Origin of the sequence: Caulobacter sp. ErkDOM-E (assembly GCF_048541895.1) — a bacterium.
Classification (GTDB): Bacteria; Pseudomonadota; Alphaproteobacteria; order Caulobacterales; family Caulobacteraceae; genus Caulobacter.
Window position 1 is genome coordinate 1,239,076 of sequence record NZ_CP183331.1, and the last position, 18,609, is coordinate 1,257,684.

General features: G+C 62.1%; 14 protein-coding genes and 3 pseudogenes. 5 read left to right on the forward strand and 12 right to left on the reverse strand.

Going from position 1 to position 18,609, the window contains the following annotated elements; translation table 11 throughout:
• Positions 1 to 49 precede the first annotated feature (49 nt).
• Positions 50 to 1,090: a zinc-dependent alcohol dehydrogenase family protein gene (locus ACN2C7_RS06090; protein WP_419320501.1), complete on the forward strand. Its 1,041-nt coding sequence runs from the start codon at positions 50 to 52 to the stop codon at positions 1,088 to 1,090.
• Positions 1,091 to 1,453: 363 nt separating this feature from the next.
• On the opposite strand, the gene egtB is transcribed toward ACN2C7_RS06090, so the two are convergent.
• The 4 genes from egtB to ACN2C7_RS06110 form a co-directional block, all read right to left on the reverse strand.
• Positions 1,454 to 3,616, reverse strand: coding sequence for an ergothioneine biosynthesis protein EgtB (gene egtB, locus ACN2C7_RS06095; protein ID WP_419321418.1), 2,163 nt, complete (start codon positions 3,614 to 3,616; stop codon positions 1,454 to 1,456).
• A 556-nt stretch (positions 3,617 to 4,172) separates the two neighbouring features.
• On the reverse strand, positions 4,173 to 4,781 hold the full coding sequence (locus tag ACN2C7_RS06100) for a CDP-alcohol phosphatidyltransferase family protein (RefSeq protein ID WP_419320502.1): 609 nt from the start codon (positions 4,779 to 4,781) through the stop codon (positions 4,173 to 4,175).
• A gap of 12 nt (positions 4,782 to 4,793) precedes the next feature.
• Positions 4,794 to 6,062: a NupC/NupG family nucleoside CNT transporter gene (locus ACN2C7_RS06105; protein ID WP_419320503.1), complete on the reverse strand. Its 1,269-nt coding sequence runs from the start codon at positions 6,060 to 6,062 to the stop codon at positions 4,794 to 4,796.
• A gap of 12 nt (positions 6,063 to 6,074) precedes the next feature.
• Positions 6,075 to 9,071: a TonB-dependent receptor domain-containing protein gene (locus ACN2C7_RS06110; RefSeq protein ID WP_419320504.1), complete on the reverse strand. Its 2,997-nt coding sequence runs from the start codon at positions 9,069 to 9,071 to the stop codon at positions 6,075 to 6,077.
• Between the two features lie 880 nt (positions 9,072 to 9,951).
• On the opposite strand from ACN2C7_RS06110, the pseudogene ACN2C7_RS06115 reads away from it, so the two are divergent.
• Positions 9,952 to 10,131, forward strand: a pseudogene (locus tag ACN2C7_RS06115) (hypothetical protein); the annotation flags it as partial.
• Positions 10,132 to 10,403: 272 nt separating this feature from the next.
• On the opposite strand, the pseudogene ACN2C7_RS06120 reads toward ACN2C7_RS06115, so the two are convergent.
• From ACN2C7_RS06120 to ACN2C7_RS06130, 3 genes and pseudogenes are all read right to left on the reverse strand, one after another.
• A pseudogene (locus tag ACN2C7_RS06120) lies at positions 10,404 to 10,517 on the reverse strand (ATP-binding protein); the annotation flags it as partial.
• A 171-nt stretch (positions 10,518 to 10,688) separates the two neighbouring features.
• Positions 10,689 to 11,051, reverse strand: coding sequence for an antibiotic biosynthesis monooxygenase family protein (locus tag ACN2C7_RS06125; protein WP_419320505.1), 363 nt, complete (start codon positions 11,049 to 11,051; stop codon positions 10,689 to 10,691).
• Positions 11,048 to 11,377: an NIPSNAP family protein gene (locus tag ACN2C7_RS06130; RefSeq protein WP_419320506.1), complete on the reverse strand. Its 330-nt coding sequence runs from the start codon at positions 11,375 to 11,377 to the stop codon at positions 11,048 to 11,050. Before ACN2C7_RS06130 ends, ACN2C7_RS06125 begins: the two co-directional genes overlap by 4 nt.
• A 138-nt stretch (positions 11,378 to 11,515) precedes the next feature.
• Between ACN2C7_RS06130 and ACN2C7_RS06135 the strand changes: the two genes are divergently transcribed.
• Positions 11,516 to 12,235 carry an ArsR/SmtB family transcription factor gene (locus ACN2C7_RS06135; protein WP_419320508.1) on the forward strand — a complete coding sequence of 240 codons (720 nt, stop codon included), beginning with the start codon at positions 11,516 to 11,518 and terminating at the stop codon, positions 12,233 to 12,235.
• A gap of 569 nt (positions 12,236 to 12,804) precedes the next feature.
• Here ACN2C7_RS06135 and ACN2C7_RS06140 read toward each other — a convergent pair.
• Positions 12,805 to 12,990 carry an antibiotic biosynthesis monooxygenase family protein gene (locus tag ACN2C7_RS06140; RefSeq protein ID WP_419320510.1) on the reverse strand — a complete coding sequence of 62 codons (186 nt, stop codon included), beginning with the start codon at positions 12,988 to 12,990 and terminating at the stop codon, positions 12,805 to 12,807.
• A 12-nt stretch (positions 12,991 to 13,002) separates the two neighbouring features.
• A complete protein-coding gene (locus ACN2C7_RS06145) occupies positions 13,003 to 14,013 on the reverse strand; it encodes an alpha/beta fold hydrolase (protein WP_419320512.1) in 1,011 nt (336 codons plus the stop codon).
• A gap of 363 nt (positions 14,014 to 14,376) precedes the next feature.
• On the opposite strand from ACN2C7_RS06145, the pseudogene ACN2C7_RS06150 reads away from it, so the two are divergent.
• Together ACN2C7_RS06150 and ACN2C7_RS06155 are read left to right on the forward strand one after the other, a co-directional pair.
• Positions 14,377 to 14,577 (forward strand): annotated as a pseudogene (locus tag ACN2C7_RS06150) (transposase); the annotation flags it as partial.
• A complete protein-coding gene (locus ACN2C7_RS06155) occupies positions 14,574 to 14,915 on the forward strand; it encodes a hypothetical protein (RefSeq protein ID WP_419321531.1) in 342 nt (113 codons plus the stop codon). The pseudogene ACN2C7_RS06150 and the gene ACN2C7_RS06155, both read left to right, overlap by 4 nt.
• A 229-nt stretch (positions 14,916 to 15,144) precedes the next feature.
• Here the strand turns inward: ACN2C7_RS06155 and ACN2C7_RS06160 are convergent, their stop codons facing one another.
• The 3 genes from ACN2C7_RS06160 to ACN2C7_RS06170 form a co-directional block, all read right to left on the reverse strand.
• Positions 15,145 to 16,566, reverse strand: coding sequence for a dihydrolipoyl dehydrogenase family protein (locus tag ACN2C7_RS06160; protein WP_419320513.1), 1,422 nt, complete (start codon positions 16,564 to 16,566; stop codon positions 15,145 to 15,147).
• Positions 16,563 to 17,273, reverse strand: a complete 711-nt coding sequence (locus ACN2C7_RS06165; protein ID WP_419320515.1) for a TVP38/TMEM64 family protein — start codon at positions 17,271 to 17,273, stop codon at positions 16,563 to 16,565. The genes ACN2C7_RS06160 and ACN2C7_RS06165 overlap by 4 nt, the downstream gene beginning before the upstream one ends.
• A 335-nt stretch (positions 17,274 to 17,608) precedes the next feature.
• Positions 17,609 to 18,388 carry a DUF547 domain-containing protein gene (locus tag ACN2C7_RS06170; protein ID WP_419320516.1) on the reverse strand — a complete coding sequence of 260 codons (780 nt, stop codon included), beginning with the start codon at positions 18,386 to 18,388 and terminating at the stop codon, positions 17,609 to 17,611.
• Positions 18,389 to 18,609: the final 221 nt, after the last annotated feature.

Below are 18,609 nucleotides of genomic sequence, written 5' to 3' on the forward strand. Positions count from 1 at the left end.
CTCTTCTGAGATGTAATATTTATCGATCGATAAAGAAATTGGAGCCCTAATGCAACGCCCCACATTCGTCGCATCCGATGCGCCGCTGCGATATGAACTTACGAGCGCCAACGGTCGCTTTGACATTGTTTCTGTCCCCTTGCCCGAAATCCCGCTGGCCTCCGACCAGGTGGAAGTTCGCATCATCGCCGTGAGTCTAAACTATCGCGATCTGTTGGTCGTCGATGGCGTCTATCCGGGCGTGAGCGAGGGACTGTCGCCGCTGTCGGACGCGGCCGGAATTGTAACGGCCGTGGGCGACGGGGTCACCCGCTGGAAGATCGGCGATCGTGTGTCCCCGACTTTCATGCCGGCGTGGTCGGAGGGCCCCTTCGCCCGTCACCATCGCGCCTCGGCCCTGGGCGGCGAGTCCGATGGCGTGCTGAGCCAACGCCTCGTGATCGGCGAGCACGCGCTTGTCGCCATCCCCGACAGTCTCGAATTTGCCGAGGCGGCTGCGCTACCTTGCGCCGGTGTCACCGCATGGCATGCCTTGGTTGAACGCGGTGGGTTTGGCAAGGGCAAGACCCTGCTCGTCCAAGGCACCGGCGGCGTCGCCCTTTTCGGACTGCAGATTGCAAAGGCTCTTGGCGGACGCGTGATCCTGACCTCTTCGAGCGATGCAAAAATTGAACGTGCGCGCGCCCTGGGAGCGGATGAGACGATCAACTACCGCACCCACCCAGAGTGGCATGAGCAGGCGTTGGAGCTCACCAATGGCGATGGCGTCGATCACATACTCGAGCTGGGCGGGCCCGATACCTTTGCATCGTCCATCGCGTGCCTGGCGCCGGGCGGCGTCATATCGCAAATCGGCGTCCTGACAGGCTTTGGTTCGCAACCTCTGCTGGGCCCAGTGCAAGGCTTGAATGCCGAGATCCACGGGGTGACGGTAGGCTCACGTCAACATTATGAGGCATTGGCCGCCTTCATCGACCTGCACCAGATCAGGCCCGTAATCGATGCTCGCTTTCCGGTGAGCCAAATTAGCGGGGCATTTGATCTGATGCGAGGCGGTGGCCATTTCGGCAAGATTATCGTCGAGCTCTAGTTTGAGCTCCCAATAGGTTGTCCATCCGATCCTGACCGGGGCCTCTGAAGGTTGCGAAGCTTCAGACGCCGGAGGATCGGATGACCCCGCGGAAAACTGCCCGGTAGACGCCCCACAGGCGCGCCGAGCTGGTGCGACGGGTTCAGACGAGGTCAACGCCCAAGGCCGTGCCTACGGCCTTGGGTGTTGACCCTTCGACGCTCGCCAAATGGGTGAAGTGGCTCACTAACAACCTGACCTTCGGAGCATGGCCCACCGTCTTCGGCGAGGTCAGGATGACTACGACGCTGTTCGACCGACGGACCCCTCGCCGTGACATCCTCTAGACCGCAAAAGACAGATACTGGCAGACCCCAGAACGGTTCAAACTTGGGCTTTGAGAACATAGATCGCGAAGGTTGGGTTCGCGCTGATCCAGCGATCCAGCACCGTCCAGCCGCCACGCCCGGCGATCGCCTCGAAGACCGCAGGGACGTATTTATAAGAGTTTTCGGTATGGATGGTTTCGCCAGCCGCGAACTGGAAGCCGTGTTCCCCAACCATCACGAGATGGTCGCGACGGCTCTCCAAATGCATCTCGATCCGACTCTCGTCGGCATTCCACACTGCGCGGTGTACGAAAGCCTCAGGATCGAAGGTTCCGCCAAGGGCGAGATTGATGTGCGCGAGGATGTTGAGGTTGAAGGCAGCGGTAATACCCTGCGCGTCGTCATAAGCCGGCACCAGAACGTCGGGACTTTTGGCCACGTCAGCGCCGACGATAAACAGGGCCTCTTCGCCAAGGAGCGTCCGAGCGCGACGTAAGAGCTTTTCTGCTTCTTCGGGTGGGAAATTGCCAATTGTCGATCCAGGAAAGAACCCCACGCGGGCATGCCCCTTCGCGCCCTCCGGCAGATCGATCGCTCGCGTGAAATCATCTACAAGCGGCTTGACCAAAAGCTTGGGGTAGGTCTCACGCAAGATTTCAGTCGCCGCACTCAAGGCGCTTTGGCTGATATCGATGGGCACGTACATCGCCACTTGCGGTGCGGCGTCGAGCACAATGCGGGTCTTTGTGCTGGCGCCGCTGCCAAACTCGATCAACGCTGCACCTTCGGGGATCCGCGACGCAAGGTCCATCGCAATACTTGATAGCAACGCGGTTTCGGTGCGGGTTAAATAGTATTCCGGCAATTCGCAGATTGCCTCGAAAATCTTTGATCCTTTTTCGTCGTAGAAGTACTTAGAAGGTAGAGATTTTGGATTGGCCGATAAGCCGGCGATCACATCGTCGAGAAAGCTGTTTTCGGGTGTAGGTTCGCTCGCTCGATCGTCATCAGCAAGACGAACACCTGAAAACATCCACCGGCTAGCGGGATGGAAGAAGTTGCGATAGGTCGACCGCGAATGGTCCGGCGGCGTCGCCAGAGAGCCGCCACGCAGGGTCATCTGATTGACCATGAACTTGCCGTTGTACTCCCCTAACGCTCCTGGTCCTGGCCGGAAGCCAGGAAACGGAGCGTAGGCGCTCGAGGTCCATTGCCAGGCCTCCTCGAAGAGCTGGCGCGTTGATGTACCTGCTGAAAGATTCGTGGCGGCTTCCCACTCAAATTCGGTTGGCAAACGGTACCCAGACCAGGCCGCGAAGGCGACAGCCTCGTAGTAACTCACATGGACGACCGGGGCGTGGGGATCCACGGGGTGGCGTCCCTGGAGTGTCATGGTGCTCCAACCCTCGCGTTCTCGACGCCAATAGCCGGGCGCTTCCCATCCTTCAGCGCGTGCTTGGGCCCACCCGTCCGAAAGCCAGAACTCGATGCGCAGATAGCCGCCGGCCTCAATGAAAGCCATCCACTCGCCGTTGCTGACCAGGCGGTCCGCCAGTCTGAAGGGCGCGAGATAGACCTGATGACGAGGCCGTTCATTGTCGAAGGCAAAGTCGGCGCCGACCGCGCCAATCTCAATGATTCCACCAGGAAAGCGACTAAACTGCAGCGAGCCGGGGCTCACGTAGGTTCTTGGCTGGGTGGACAAATAGGCCGGGCTGAGTGGCGACTGAGCGAAAAGATGGAGGATATCCATCAGAATGAGCTCCTGATGTTGCTCCTCATGCGCGAGGCCAAGTTCAAGTCTTTCGATGATCTCCGGCGTCAACGCGCCATCCAGAAGCTTCACCATCGCTGTGTCGACATGCGCGCGAAAATGACCAACCTCCGTTGCCGAAGGACGGGTGAGCAGGCCTCGTTGTGGGCGCGGCTGCCGCGGCCCGACAGCTTCATAGTAGGAGTTGAACAGATAGCTGTAGGCTGGGTCGAAGACCTCGTAGCCTGGCAGGAAGGGCGTGAGCAGGAACGTTTCGAAAAACCAAGTCGTGTGCGCGCGGTGCCATTTTGTCGGGCTCGCGTCCGCCATCGACTGCGCGCTTTGATCCTCTGGCGACAATGGTCCAGCCAGACTCTCGGTGCGCCGCCGAACAGTGATGTATCGGTCTGTCGGGGTCTCAAGGGTTGGAGCGAGCCCGACCAGAGATATTTGGTTTGAGGTCATGAGCGCTCCTGACGGCACACGAGATTCTTTGATGGCCAGTGACGACAAGGCCTCGCTACCTTTGACGAGCGCTTTCTGGCCCAACGCTTGAACTATGTTGCGGACTGAATCGGCAGCAGCGGGAAAACGAACTTGGCCTACATCGCGTCGTTGCCAACGACCGTTCCGTTTACAGGAATGCACCATCTCGTCGGGAGCGGGCGCGAAGGGACTTTCTGTCGTCGAGAGGCCTGTGCAACGGAGATCAATGAAAGCCGTGACTTTGTCGCCGTGGGCTCGCCGATGGCTGATAGGGTTCGTCCGGCCTGTGACCGGCGACAGATTCAGACCCGACCAGGTTCAAAGTTTTGGTCAAGGTTATTTCGATCAGATCGTGGCTGTCCTCACATGAAAACTAAGGGTGCGACTGGGTTCAATAAGGGGCGGTTAAGGACAGTCGTGGAGATTTCCCTGTATAGATGTACGGCGTCGCCGCCGAAAAGTTGAACTCACAGTCTATTTTCGCTCGCGAACTCAAATTTAGCTTGGCACCGCGCGACTGAAGAGAGGCAATAGTTCAAAAATCACCGAAGAGACGGCGTGCGGCTAGACTTCTTTGGATAACCGTTATCCCGCACAGGCCGGCGAAAATGGACGCCAGGATGGGGAACCCCGCAGGCCAAAGGCACATCAGCACAAAGGCCAAGATCGTCTCGGTCCCTTCGGCCAAGCCTGTATTGTAAAAGAAGCTTTTCTCGCCATGGCCTGTCGTTTCGAGCCCACGCTGCGCCGCTAGGGTCGCAAAGGCGAGGAAGCTAATGCCAGTAAGCGTGAAAGCTCCCACGAGAACCAAGGCGAATGGGAGATTGGCGGGGTCGGTGAGCCCAAAGCCAACGGGCACCGCAACGTAGAACATGAAGTCGACAACGATATCGAGGTACCCCCCAAAATCGGTTTTTCGGGTGGCCCGAGCGACGGCGCCGTCGAGTCCGTCCAGCAAGCGACTGAAGGCGATGAGCACTAGCGCGGCGCCGAAATGTCCGGCGGCGATGGACACCCCGGCGGCAATGCCAAAGGCCCCTCCGACCGCCGTAACTTGATTGGCGGTCACGCCGATCCGCGCCAGTCGCTGGCCCACCCAGTTGAGTGGCGGATCGATAAGGGGCCGCAGATGCGCGTCGAACATGGCTTCCCCCGCTCAGATCAGCGTCACAAGGCCTATAACCGCTCCGGTCATCGCCGAGGCGCAATTGCCAGCTAGCCATGACTTCATGCCCAGAGCTGCCACCTCCGCCCGGCGGCCTGGCGACAGGGTCGCGATGGTCGACACCAGCAGCCCCACGCTTGCCAGGTTGGCGACCCCGCACAGTGCATAGGTCACGATCAGCCGGCTGCGCAGGCCGAAGGTCTCGATCGGCAAGGCGGCCAGATCCAGGTAGGCGACATACTCGTTGAGAATGGTCTTTGTCCCCATCAGGGCGCCCGCCGCCGGCGCCTCGCTCCACTGGACACCTAACGCCCACATCACTGGCGCGAAGACCCAACCGAACGTCCGCTTCAACGTGAGCGGCTGACCGTCGACCAGGGGCAAAACGGAAAGCGCCTGATCGACCAGAGCGACCAGAGCAAAGACGACGATGATCACCCCGATCACCGCAAGGAACAGCTGAACGCCGTCCATAGTCCCGCGAATAATCGCGTCGATGCTGCTCTCGTAGCGGAGCGTCGACTCCGGATCATCGGTGCTTGTCTTGCTATCGCCAGGCACCATCAGCCGAGCGATAAGGATAGCGGCCGGCAGCGAGATGAGCGAGGCGGAGATCATATGACCAACGGCGTTGGGCACCGTGTGCGAGAGGGTGGTGGCGTAAAGAACCAGGATCGCACCGGAAATCGTCGACATGGTCAGGACCATGACCGAGAAAAGTTCGGAACGGCTCATGCGATCGAAGTAGGCGCGAAGGACGAGCGGTGATTCCACTACTCCTAAAAACACGGTCGCACCCGCACCAAGCCCGACGGCTCCGCTGACCCCCAGGGTGCGCCGCAACGCCCAGGAAAGGCCGCGCACCACCCAGCCTAGGATCCGCCAGTGCCATAGCAACGCCGCTAGGGCCGAGAAAACGATCACAAGCGGCAGAATCTGGAATGCGATGATGAGAGGAGGCGAGGCCCCTTCCTTCAACGCAAAGGGGATGGGCGCGCCGCCGGTGTAGCCGAACATGTAGCTCGACCCGACCAGGGTAGCCTGTTCAATCGCATCCACAGCATGGTTTGCGTAGCCGATCAGGCGCCAGACGAAAGGCACATGGACGATGAGCAACGCGACGCCGATCTGCATGGCGACGGCGCCGACGATCCAGCGCCAACTCGGACGGGCTGCACGGTCTTCCGACACTCCCCAAGCGAGGAGTAGAATGAGAGCAATTCCGATCAGGCCCTGGGCTTGGCGTGCGACTTCGATCATCTCACACCGGCCCTAGAACTTCCACGCCAAGCCCAGCTGGAACTGGCGCGGCGGCCCAGCATTACGCTGGACGAACGGAGCGCCGCCTCCGAACTGGACCTGATTTGACGTCGTGGCGGCATTGGCGAATCCAGATTCGTTGTTGGTGTTGAAGACGTTGAAGACGTCGGCGCTAAGTTCAATCGACCTATGGCGCGCTGGCAGCACGAACCGCACGCCCAGATCCACCGTCGTCGACCACGGCAGGCGATCGGAATTGCGCCGCGCCCCAGGATAACGATCTGAGTTGCCGACGAAACTTTCCCCGAACGACTGGCCGTCGCCGTTGAGATCCTGGGTCCCGAAGATCGACGCGTCCGGCGTCAGATTCACCGGCTGGCCAGATTGGACGAGGGCCGCAAGCGTCAGTGTAAGGCCGTTGAGTGGATACAAAAAGCCCACAGCCGAAATCACATGGCGGCGGTCATTGGCGGACGGCCCAAAATCCGCATTGAAGGCGTTTGCGTTTGAGGCGCGGAAATTAATATCGTCCGTGTCGTTGTTCAATGTGGCGAGCGTGTACGACAGCCTGAAGGCATAGGCGTCCTCGTCTTGTGCCTTATTGATCTGCAGATTCAACGCCTTGTAGGTTGAGCGGCCGGCGGTTTCCGAAACTGTGATCTGCCGCGCGCCACCCGGTATGACGGCGACGGGGCGGGTCGCATCCGCCGTCGATTGATTGCGGACCAGCCCGAGGGATTGGGCGAGCGCTTTGCGCGCGGCGTTATCCGGTTGAGCCCGCAGCAGAGCGACGTTTGACGCTGTCAGCGCGGAAATGTTGGGGGAGAAGGGCGCAGGAGCATTGAGGTCGCGCAGGCGCAACAGATTGTACGAGCGGTTGTAGATGAGGTCCGCGCCGACCGTCAGACTTTCGCTTGGCTGATACTGGTACCCGACGCTGAACTGCTGACTGTATGGGCTCTGGTAGCCGCTCGGGCTCAGGATCCGTGCCTCATTGATCGGCGCCGTACCGCGAAGGCCCTGGACGGCGTCCGGGGCAGGACAGGCGCTGACGGTCGCGCAGGGCGGGCTGACGGTCAGGTTGCCCGAGAAGGTCAGCGGGGCCAGGGGGACACCGTTCTCTATGAGTCCTCCTTTTTGGAGTTCAACAAGTTGGCCCAGAAACGCCGCTGACGTGGTGCTGCGTTGGAGCCCGTCAGAGATCACGGCGTAGGGTATCTTGCCGTAGTAAACGCCTGCGCCGAGCCGCAGGGATGAGCGCGCTCCCGGATGATAGTTGACCGCAAGGCGCGGTGCGAAATTGTCGACGTCGCCGCCGCCTGCACCCTTTGATGTGAGCGAATCGTAGTCCCAACGCACCCCCAGTGTCGCGGTCAGCGCCGACCCAATCTGCCACTCGTCCTCGGCATATAGGGCCAGCAGTGTCTGCTCGGTCCCGAACGCCGCAGGCTGCAGTTCGACCGAATAATCGAGCACCCTTGGATTGAGCACCAGTACATCGGCGGCCGTTAGTCGCGCGCCCACACCTTTCGCGTTCAACGCGGCAAGCGCTGCTGGCGTAAGCTCAAGGGTGTAGTTTCCATCGCGATTGCCGCCGCCCAGAAGGTGGAAGTCGGATCGGATGATGTCTCCCCCCACGCTGAACCGGTGGTTTCCTGAGCGCCGCTGCAAGCGATGCTGCGTCTGCCAAGTTTCCTCAAGGTCATTGAAAACATAGCCTGGGTGTCCGACGACGCCGATCGTGAGCCCGGACTGATCCCGGATCGTGGCCTGCGGGCCCGACGCGCCTTTAGGCTTACCGTAGTTCCAGCGAAACCGGCTGAACTGGAGGGCGCCGTTGTAGGTCCAATCACTGCCCGAATAACTTATTGACGCCGCCAGCAGAGCTGAATTGCGGTCTTGGTCGGAGCCCGCAGACGGAAAGGTTACATTCCCACCACCCAGCGAGCCACCGGGGCGGTCGATGGTGACGAGCCCGATATTGCCCCGAAGCGATACCCTCCATTCGTCATTGAGGTGATGATCCAGTCGCAGGGAGCCGAGCAGAAATTCGTTGTTACCGGTGATGTTGGTGACGGTGTTCAGCGCTGGAGCATCAAGGACGTTGGTATTGTGGTCACGAGTATATTCCAGATTGGCGTAGAAGAAGGTCCGGTCGCGAACGATAGGCCCGCCAATCGAGGCCCCTGCCTGGCGCCGCTCGAAGCTGTCACCCACCAGATTGCCGCTAAGGTCCCGTCGGGGGAAGGCAGAGCGAGCGTCCAGTGGGCGGCCGGGCCGGATGAGGGTGTAGACTTCGCCATGGTAGTCGTTGCCCCCTGAGGGCGTCGTGTAGTTCACGATGCCGTTCGCCGTTCGACCGAACCCAGCGGAGTAGTTGTTGGCCAGCACGGTCACTTCGCGAGTGAAGCCGAGGGGGACGGGGAATTTTAGCCCGCCCAGGAAGTTCTCGTTATTGTCGAGGCCGTCGATCAGATAGTTGGTAAACAGCGCGTTTGCGCCGTTGATCGAAACCACCGGCGCCTCGGTAAAGAAGCCCGTCGAGGGCACGACATTCGGCAGGCGTACCAGGGCGCTGAGGACATCGCGGCCTTCGATAGGCAGGGCGGCAAGCTCCTCTCGGCCGAGAGACGCTGAGATTTCCGCATTCACCGTATTGACGCGGGTGATAGCCCGGCTGCCGGTGACGAGGACTTCGGCGACGGAGGGCGCAACGACGAGCGTCACCGAACTGGAGAAGTTCGCCCTTAACTCAACCTCCCTAGCCGCAAGCGCCCTAAAGCCATCGCCGTCAGCAACCGAGATTTGGTAGGCTCCGCCGGTTGCCAGCCCCTCCAGGCGAACCTTGCCGGCGGCGTCGGTCCTCATCGTACGGACATAGCCGATCGCTCGGTTCTTAATCTCGACCTCGACGGCCTCGACAGGTTCGCCGGAGTCGGCGCGGACAACCGCGATCTGCAAACCCGCCTGCTGGGCCAAGACGGGTGTCGCCGCGGCCAGAGCGACCAAGGCGCCAATTGCTGTTGGTGGAAGCAAAGATCGCATAGTTGAATTCACCTGGATTGAGGGACCCGCATCCACGCTCCGCGCGGGGGGACGTTCTAGAGGTCTGGGCAATGCTCGCCCTGGCGGCCCCCTATCGCGGATGGGGATCCAGCCAGGGGAAGGGCGCGCGAAGAATTCCCCTTGGTCAGCCGACTCGGTGACGACAGCGCTGGCGGCGGTCCCGCCGGCGCGCTGTTCTACCTAGATAGCGTCAGGCGCGAACGCCTCATGCGGGGCGGGGGCGTTGGCGGGGTTCGATTAGTGGCTTGAGCCTTACTGGCTGGAGGGCCAATCTAGCTTCCTCAGTCATGACTCTTCCTGAAACGAGGGGGCTATCTTCCGCGGATGTGTGTGGAGCGCCGCGGCAGTCGATCGCGGGTCTCATCGAGGTAATTCGTTTCCCAGCGCTCTGTGGTTACAGCCTGTGGTGAATTGGTCAGAATCTTTTTGGACCGAACTCCAGACTGATCGCCGACGACGCCAAGCGCCCTAAATCCGCAGCCCTCAAGGCCGCACGCACCGATAGAGCCACGGGCCTCTAGCAACATCACGACGGCGGTAGCTGTTTGCGGGGACCAGATGGAGCCTGGCCGGTAAAGCCGCTGGTCCGCCTACTTGAGCTCCGGAGAATGGTCGAAGCTTGGGTTGCGCGTGAAGGGGAATGCCCGCACGTCGTCATCGCCGGCGCAGGCGTGACCGGCCTGGAACTCGCCGGCTCCCTTTAGGTTTTTCTCGACGGCTGGGCGTCAGGCCGCGAATTTCAGTTGTCGGCGACGCGCACGGCGGTTCCGGCCTTGCAGTCGGCGCCAGGGAACGGGTGACGCCAGTCCGTGTCGCGCGCGGTGTGACGGTCTTGCAGGGGACAATCTTCAGCCGCCATGACTCCACCTGCATCCTGGCGACGGGTCAGCGCCTCCCATGCGATATGCTGGTCACTGCCACCGGTCTGGTCGGCGCGTCCTTGAGCCGCCGGCTCGGTTTTGAGCTGGACCCCGATGGGCGGATCTTGGTCGAGGAGACCTTGCAGGCGCTTTCAAACCCCCGCGTGTTGGCCGTCGGCGATTGCGCCGTCATGCAAGGAAATCAACGGCCCCCAGTCGGCGTGTTCGGTGTGCGCGGAGGGCCTGTTCTGGTCCGCAACCTGATGGCCTTGGTCAAAAGCCGCGATCTGATTGCCTACAGGCCCCAGCGCCGGTGGCTTTTCATTATGGATCTCGGCGATGGGACGGGGATTGCTGTCTGGGGGGGGGGCTGGGGGGAGGTTGAACAAGTTGTGGACGAAGCGGAGCGTCCCGGTCAGGCGCGGTTTCTGAGCCGCCAGCTGTCATTGCCTGTCTCGACGATGTCGCAGTGGTGGGTCAGGCGGTTGAGCAGCGCCGTGGTCATCTTGGCGTCGCCGAAGACGGTGGGCCTCCGAGACGTCCAGCCCGCCGTACTTGGCCTTCCACTTGTAGGGGGCATGACATAGACCGGACCCAGATATCCGCTAGCGCGGTTCCCCGGGGGGACGTGGCATCGAAGAGGCACGAATGGGTGCGCTCTGCTGACAATGCCAAATTCGACGGTCTGCGTGTCCCCCCGTCAATCCCGCTCGTCCAGGTTGGAATGAGCGGCATGGCTGTCGGTCGGGGCCTCTCTGCGATCCTCCATGCTATAATCGCGGATGACGCTGGCGACACGGAGCCTGTATTTTGCGAAGACACCCGCACGTCCTCGGGCTTGCGTAGCCCGATGGGATGTCGTGTTCCGCCATTGTTGGACGGCCTGTTCATCCCGGAAGAACGACAAGGACACCATCCGGTTTGGTACGGTCATGCTCTGAAAGCGCTCAACCGACAGAAAACCGTCGATCGCCTCTAGTTCACCGCGCAACGCGGCAGCGAGCGCCAGATATTGCTCCATCCGCCCTTCGGCCAGATCGACCTCGAAGATGACGGCGATCACGGCTTCACCAGAGGCGCATGTGGTGCTGACGCAAGACGAAGAAACTTCCGGTCCTCGCGGAGTATGAAGCGCTCGCGCTTGGCGAACTCGTAATTTTCTCGGCCGAGGGGATCGTCCCTGAGGCGAGCGCGATATGCCTCATAGGCAGCAAGATCATTAATGTTGTAAAGTCCGTAGGCAGTCGTTGCCGACCCTTCGTGCGGCGCAAAATAGCCTATCAGATCCGCTCCGCAACGCGGTATCGCTTGGCCCCAGTTGCGGGCATATTTTTCGAATGCATCGACACGAAACGGATCGATCTCGTAGCGGATAAAACATGTGATCATGAGAGGACTTCCTGCCGATTGTTGTCGGAGCGGGTGTAGATCGCGTGATCGGGGCGATGCTTCGGCCGCTGTCGAAGCATGGGGGAGGCCTTTCATGCGATGCCGTCTGTGAATTCACCTGTTTTGCCTGGACGATTGATGCTGACCACAACCGGGATTGCCGAAATTGCAGCGCTGGTCGGTGACCCCACACGCACCGCTATGCTGGTCGCCCTCATGGATGGTCGTGCACTGACCGCGACCGAGTTGGCGAACGTTGCAGGGGTCACACCCCAAACCGCCAGCAGCCATCTCGGGCGATTGACGGACGCCGGGCTGCTGACCGTCGAGCGGCAGGGGCGGCACCGGTATCACCGGCTTGCATCTTCGATCGTAGCCACGATGATCGAGGGGATCATGACGGTAGCGGCGGAGCCGGGAAACCGCCCAAACCGCGCAGTTCGAACAGGACCTCGCGACGTCGCGATGCGGCGGGCACGCTCCTGTTATGATCACCTCGCCGGCGAAATCGCGGTAAAAATTGCCGATCGCATGAGCGAGCGTGGTCATATCGAACACCTGGCTGAAGGTGGCGAACTGACAGACGAGGGTGTTGCATTCCTCCGCTCGATCAGGGTCGATGTGGATGTAGCGCTGACCCGGGTTACCCGGCGACGGCTATTCTGCCGTCCCTGTCTCGATTGGAGCGAGCGTCGTCCGCACATCGCTGGCACGATCGGTGCCGCCCTTTTGACCGCCTGTTTCGAGCAGGGATGGATGCGCCCGACAAACGGTTCCCGAACGGTCACGATAACGCAGTCAGGTACACGCGCGCTCGATACTAATTTCGGCATCAAACACGAAAGCCGCATCGATTGACGAGTACGGTGCGTGTTCTGCCGAGTCCGGTTTGTCAGAGGTGTCTCCCAGATTCTAGGAGGGCCGTAAAACACATGATTTTCCGCCCTCAGCACCAATGAGACAGATTGAGGGTTCCGTTTAGAGGAGGGTTTTGGTCTCATCTTCGTTCCTTCGTCACTGCGACGAGACCAAAACCCTCGGCCGCAAAGGCGACGCCCGGAGAGCGGGTGGTGAAGGATATTCGGCGGGCGATGCGCCGGCATTTCCCTGCGGAAGGCAAGATCCGGATCGTGCTGGGCGGCCTTCGTGGGGAGGACAGCATCGCTGGCGAAGAGGGTCTTATCGGTCACGGTCGATCTTCGGGCAGGGCTAGATGCCTTGCGCATCAATCCCTGCCCGCCGCCGAGGCGGGGGTAGCAAGCGGATGACCGGGGGAGGGGGATCGCCCGGCCTTTACGATCCAAGGGAGGAAGGCAGGGGACACCCCCAGGCCAGTCTTCCGCGCGCGAGGGGCCAGGCCGCTTAGCCCGCGCCTAAGAAGGCCTCCAGAGGCCTTGGGTCGCCCCGCATAAGCGCCTCCACCGCCTTCAGAAGCATGCTCTGACCACGCTTTCGCCACGCCAAAACGACAGCGACAAAATCTTATCGGCCTCAGTGAAGCTGGCGAACCGTTCGATCGAAATGAAACCGTCAATCGCCTCGAGTTCGGAGCGCAAGGCTGTCGCAAGCGCGAGGTAGTCATCCTCACGCCCCCAACACCGGACGCACTTCAAAGATTACCGCGATCATCGCTCGTTCCCGGTCCCAATCACCGGTCCGGTCAGAAAAGCTCCGACAGCGCCGAAGAGGGCTTCCCGGTTCTGTTCCAGGTGCATTCGGTGCCCACCTCGCGGAAGCTTGACGTCGCTCGCGCCGCCAAGAACGCCCGTCAGCGCCGCGACGAGCCACGCTGCATCTTCGTCTTTTGCGATCTCGTCCCACTCGCCGCGCACGATGAGCGTCGGCGCGCGCACATTGGCCGGGTCGTAAGGAAGCCGGCCCGACCATGCGTCGCGGAAATCGGCTTGCCAGCCACTAGGCACGCGCACAGACGCAGGCGTGCGGTCGCGACTTTGCGGGTCAGTGGCCAGATAGGCGTCGACCCAAAGCGAAAAGGCAGCGGGATCGATGAGGGGGGGCTGACCGTCTGGTAGGCCTGCGGCAAAGCTCTGCCGCTGCTCTTCAGCAGTCACGAGATATGAGCCGCTGATTAGCGCCTCCCCCGCGTCGCCCCTGCGGTGGGAAACAGGACCGAACAAGACGAGGCGTTCGACGAGTTCGGGCCGTCGCCCCGCGAACAGGCCGGCCGGGATCGTGCCCCAAGAATGCGCGACAATCGACACGCGGTCGCGCCTTGAGCCAGTAAGCAAGTGGAGGACGACCCGCTCAATTTGACGTGCGGCGTCCGGGGCGCGGCCGGGGACTTCCACGCCAGGGCCATCCGCCGCCATGGTGGGTGGCGAATCTGACCCTCCATATCCGGCGAAGTCGAAAGCCCAGACGTCAAACCCGCGCGAGCGCAGGTCATCCATCCATGACTGACCGTTGATTCTGTAAGAGATTGAGAGCGCGGATGGAAACGTCGCCCCATGCACGAAGAGAACGCTCGGCCCCGGCCCGGGCTCATGCCGCACGAGCAGGACGGGCTCGCCTACGCGCCCCGCGAGGCGACTGACCTCCTCCGCTTGAACCGGCGGCGGTGTGATTCCTGCAGCCATCGCCGCGCCTGCCGCCAATATCACCAACGCCTTCACCATCTGGTTCTCCCGGTCTGAAAGTCGTCATCTACGCTAAGACCGCGTGATGTTGTTTCGGCCGGGACCGAAGTGTCAGGGGACAACGTCGCCGCCGCTTACTGCTAGGTTGCACTTTCCATGGTCGCTCACCCCCATATCGCCCACGTCGCCGCTCTCGTCGGCCGATCGCTTGGACCTTCCCCCCTAACAGGCTGTTGAAGAAGTCCGTAGCGGCGCGGGACTCGGCATGATTCATCTTTTTAGCGGGAGCTCTGGAGGGGTGGATGCGCGGGTCGAACGAGCGGACGGGGTCGCTGTTCTCATATGTAGATCTGGATGCTCGGGTTCGGCGCGATCATCCCTTGCGGCCGATCCAGAAAATTGCGTACCCGGCGCCATCCTGGCTATGCCATCAGTCAGCGCTGCCGAAAGCGCATCGAGGAGGTGTTCGACTGGATCAAGGGCACCGCCGGTCTGGCGAAGATCAAGCTGCGAGGCCGGACCAGGGTCGGTGCCGCATTCACCCTGGCGCTGGCGGCTCACAACCTGACCCGTCTGCCCAAGCTCCTGGCGGCCCCTGCATGAGCGTTCTGGGCCGGTGGCGCATCGTCGAGATGCCCGACTACCCCGACGACTATCGGGACATGATGGAGCCCGCCTACATCCTCTTCGAAGCCACCCATGGCGAGTTCGCCTTCGGCTGTGGCACCGGCTACTTCGCCGCCGCCGGCGACCACGACGCCGTGCAGTTCGACTGGGACAGAAACGACGAAATGGATGAGGCCCAGGGCGACGGATGGGCTGAACTCCAATCCGACGGCTCCCTCAAGGGCCAAATCTGCTTCCACGGCGGCGACGAAGCCAACTTCCTCGCCCGGCGCGAGACTTCTTCAACAGCCTCAGATCCCGACAGATCGCCTTGATCGGTTTCCCCGCCGCATACTCACGGCGAACCCGCACCACTGTCTCCACGACCAACATCCCGATCTCGACCGCCAGGTTAAACCAAGCCGCGGTGCCTAAACCATCGGAATGAGGGGGCCCTTTTAGGCGCCGATAACCCCGCTAAGGGGGTTCTTTTTCCACGCCGCTGCACATTCCCCGGCAAGCGCCGCAACGGTTCTCGTTCATCAGTCTGCGACTCTTTATGTCCTAGCCGAACCGCTTGAGCACCGACACCAGCCGACGCGTCGCAGGCGAGAACAAAGCGCCGGTGAACCACTGCCCCGCTAGACGTTTGTTGATCTCGCCGCGCGTTGGATAGGGCGCGATCATACCGGTCAGCTGGCTCAGCTTAAGCCCAGCGGTCATGGTCAGAACCCATAGCGGCAGGTGATCACCGGCATGGGCGCCGACCAGGGTCACACCGAGGACCTTCCCCCGGCGGCTGGCGATCAGTTTGGCAAAGCCGCGGATGTCGCCCTCCGCCTGGGCGCGGTCATTGTCGGCGAAGGGCTGAACCAGTACCCGGACATCATCACCATGGGCCTCCCGCGCCTGGGCTTCGGTCAATCCGACGGCAGCCAGTTCGGGATTGCTATAGGTCACTCGCGGCACCACCAACGCGTCGGCGTTGATCGGCGCAGCGAACAGCGCCTTGCGCACGAAAAGTCCGGCGTGGGCTCCGGCCAAGTGGGTGAACTGTCCGCGCCCGGCGGCGTCCCCGATCGCGAAAACGCGACGGTTGCTGGTCCGCAGCGACCGATCTGTCTTCACGCCGGCGCGATCGAACACCACGCCGGCCGCCTCGAGATTGAGGCTATCGAGACTGGCTTTGCGGCCAAGTGCGACAAGGAGGTGGGATCCTTCGATACGCCGCTCTCCATCAGGACCGGAGACAATCACGGTCGGTCCAGCCTCCACCCGCACGGCCCTATGGCCGGGCAACAGGGTCAGTCCGTCAGCCCCCAGCTGCTCAATCACCACGGCGGCGGCGGCGGGGTCATCACGGCCGAGGATGGCCTCGGCCTCAATCAGGGTGACTTCCGCCCCCAGCCGGCGGAACGCCTGACCAAGCTCGACGCCGATCGGTCCGCCGCCCAGAACAATCAGATGGTCCGGCCGGGCCTTGAGCTCGAAGATGCTCTCGTTGGTCAGATAAGGGATCCCGTCGAGGCCAGGAATGGGTGGGATGGCCGCGCGTGAGCCTGTGGCGATGACGACCTTTCGGGCGGTTACGCGGACGCTGTCGCTCTCAATGACCCGGCGATCGCGGAAGCGGGCGGCTTCGCGTACGACCCGCACGCCCAGGCTTTCGAAGCGTTCCTGACTGTCGATTGGAGCAATCTCGGCGATCACGCGATGCACCCGAGCCATGACCGCCGCGAAGTCAACGCTGACCCCCGTGGCGCTGACGCCCATGGGCCCGCTGTGAGCCGCCGCATGAGCGGCGTCGGCGGCGGCGATCAAAGCTTTGGACGGCACGCAGCCGTAGTTGAGACAGTCGCCGCCCATCTCCCCCTTCTCAAAGAGCACAACCTTCAGCCCCAGTTGGGCAGCGCCGGCGGCAACAGACAGCCCGCCAGAGCCGGCGCCGATGATGGCCAGATCAGCGGAAATTCGCTCCAGTTTCACGAGATGCTCCCTTCGCGACCACGGAGTCTCTGGAACAGTGTTGTCCCTAGCGACAGCAGACCCAAGGCCACCAGCGGACCGATGACATAGGGTTCGAAAATGATCTTGAGGTTCGGTTCGCCGCCGCGCGCCAGGACCTGGCCAATACCCGCCCCGACGCTGGAATATATGAAGGTCCCTGGCATGATGCCGATCAAGGTCGCCAACGCGTAAGCACGAAGAGGGGCGTTGGCGAGAGCCGAGGCGACATTGACCAACCAGAAGGGCGCCAGCGGGATCAGTCTCAGAGTCAGGATATAGCCGAACGCGCCGTCCCGAACGCCATCCATGACGGCCTTGAGCTTCCCGCCAGAGGCCTCGGCCCGCTCCCGCAGCACCGCGCCCAGAGACGTCCGCACAATGGCGAAAACGAGGATCGCGCCGATGGTGGCTCCGATGACCGTCGCCGCGCCGCCCAGCCAGGTTCCAAACAGGAAGCCCCCTGCGAGAGTGAGGATGAGTGCGCCTGGGATGCTGACGGCGGTAGCGGCCGCGTACACGCCGATAAAGACCAGAATGCTCAGAGCCAGGTTGTCGGCGACGAAACCCCGAAGGAGGGCCTCGTGGGTCTGCAGGGATTCAAGACTGAGGTATCGGGTCGCGCCGCTGGCGAACACGGCGACAACCGCCAACAGCAAAAGCAGTAGGGGCATCAAGCGTTTGAGCATCAGGATGATCCTTTTTGGCGCCAGCGAGAGCGATGATGGTGGCGTTCGCCCGGCGCCGGTTGCGCGCGCCGGAGACTGATCGCGGGGTTTCGGGTAACGGCTATGGCGGTTGAGCGCATACCGCGCCAGGCTCTAGGGCAGTGCGTCAGCCCAGGTGGACAGCATTGGAGCAACGAAATCATGCCGCTTTTGCTGACGCGGCCGGACCCGGACAGGTTTTTCGTCATGCCCGATACGCTCCGCTTGCCTCCCGAAGAGTTTCGCGATCCGTTTTTGAAGCTCGGCGGATCGACCCGCGCGTCCGTCCGATGGTCGCCGCTCGAGCGCCACTGCGTTCACGGCGCCTTTCCTTCGTTTAGCATCCAATCGTAGGCATCACCGCCAATGCCGTCGGTCTTCTGGAGACGAGCCTTCAGGGCCGGTGCAGCGAAGGTTGAGAGGTGGTGCAGAATGTGCCTGTCGCCACCGCCGAAGTCGCCAGCGAACCACCGGTAGATCGACGACACGACAAGCCTGTCGCCTTCAAAGCGGACCCCTCGGGGATGGTTGACGTAGTCGCGGGCGGCTGCGTCGAGCCGGGCGGACAGGTCTTGTCCGCGCCATGCGACGCGCGGAAGGTTGGGGCAGCTGAACGACGCGCAGTTGATGGCGTAGTGCACGCGTGGATCGCGCCAGCCGGTCCGCAGGATGCCGTTCTCAATTTCGTCCAGCGACAGGGCGATGTCGCTGACCGTGACGGCCCTGCCCTTCCACGGACCGATCGACAGCACGGTCGGACGAATGTCGCGGATAGACCTGACAGGATACGCCGCCAGCACTGTGTCGATGGTGACCGCGTTGTAGAGATTGGCCCAAAAGGCGAATTGCTCGGCGCGGGTCAGTTGGGCCGGATCGGTCCCGGCAAGGCGCGCGATATAGGCCTTGAGCGCCGCGCGGTCAGCTGGGGAGGCCTTCCAGCTGCGGTAGTCGACGCGGACAACACCGGCCTGAAGCGAGGTCCGACGCGCTAGCAAGGCGTCAAAGGCTCCGTGGTCGAGAGTCTGGGCGCCCGCCGTGGCGTCGACGAAGCGCGACAGCCGGGTGGCCGCGTGCGCTGTCGTCGAGGAGATGAGCATTGTGCCTGCCATCGTCGCGACCGCCCTGCGGGTCAGGCCAGATGGCGCCAGCGTGGCGTGGTGGCCAGGTCTTGGACGGTTCAACTGTTACTCCTTCACGGTCGTGGCGCGGCGACGCCAACCAGATTGCGGTCACAACGGTAGTTCGCGGGAGCTTGGTCTACGGTTACAGTTGGTCCGTCAGGAAAGCGAATATTCGGCCTGGGACATCGGTGGCGGGT

Bases quoted from the DNA above. Each gene is read 5' to 3' on its own strand.
- ACN2C7_RS06100 (WP_419320502.1), bottom strand. From the start codon at position 4,781: ATGTTCGACGCGCATCTGCGGCCCCTTATCGATCCGCCACTCAACTGG.
- ACN2C7_RS06135 (WP_419320508.1), top strand. From the start codon at position 11,516: ATGCTGACCACAACCGGGATTGCCGAAATTGCAGCGCTGGTCGGTGAC.
- ACN2C7_RS06155 (WP_419321531.1), top strand. From the start codon at position 14,574: ATGAGCGTTCTGGGCCGGTGGCGCATCGTCGAGATGCCCGACTACCCC.
- ACN2C7_RS06090 (WP_419320501.1), top strand. From the start codon at position 50: ATGCAACGCCCCACATTCGTCGCATCCGATGCGCCGCTGCGATATGAA.
- egtB (WP_419321418.1), bottom strand. From the start codon at position 3,616: ATGACCTCAAACCAAATATCTCTGGTCGGGCTCGCTCCAACCCTTGAG.
- ACN2C7_RS06170 (WP_419320516.1), bottom strand. From the start codon at position 18,388: ATGCTCATCTCCTCGACGACAGCGCACGCGGCCACCCGGCTGTCGCGC.
- ACN2C7_RS06130 (WP_419320506.1), bottom strand. From the start codon at position 11,377: ATGATCACATGTTTTATCCGCTACGAGATCGATCCGTTTCGTGTCGAT.
- ACN2C7_RS06105 (WP_419320503.1), bottom strand. From the start codon at position 6,062: ATGATCGAAGTCGCACGCCAAGCCCAGGGCCTGATCGGAATTGCTCTC.
- ACN2C7_RS06165 (WP_419320515.1), bottom strand. From the start codon at position 17,273: ATGCTCAAACGCTTGATGCCCCTACTGCTTTTGCTGTTGGCGGTTGTC.
- ACN2C7_RS06145 (WP_419320512.1), bottom strand. From the start codon at position 14,013: ATGGTGAAGGCGTTGGTGATATTGGCGGCAGGCGCGGCGATGGCTGCA.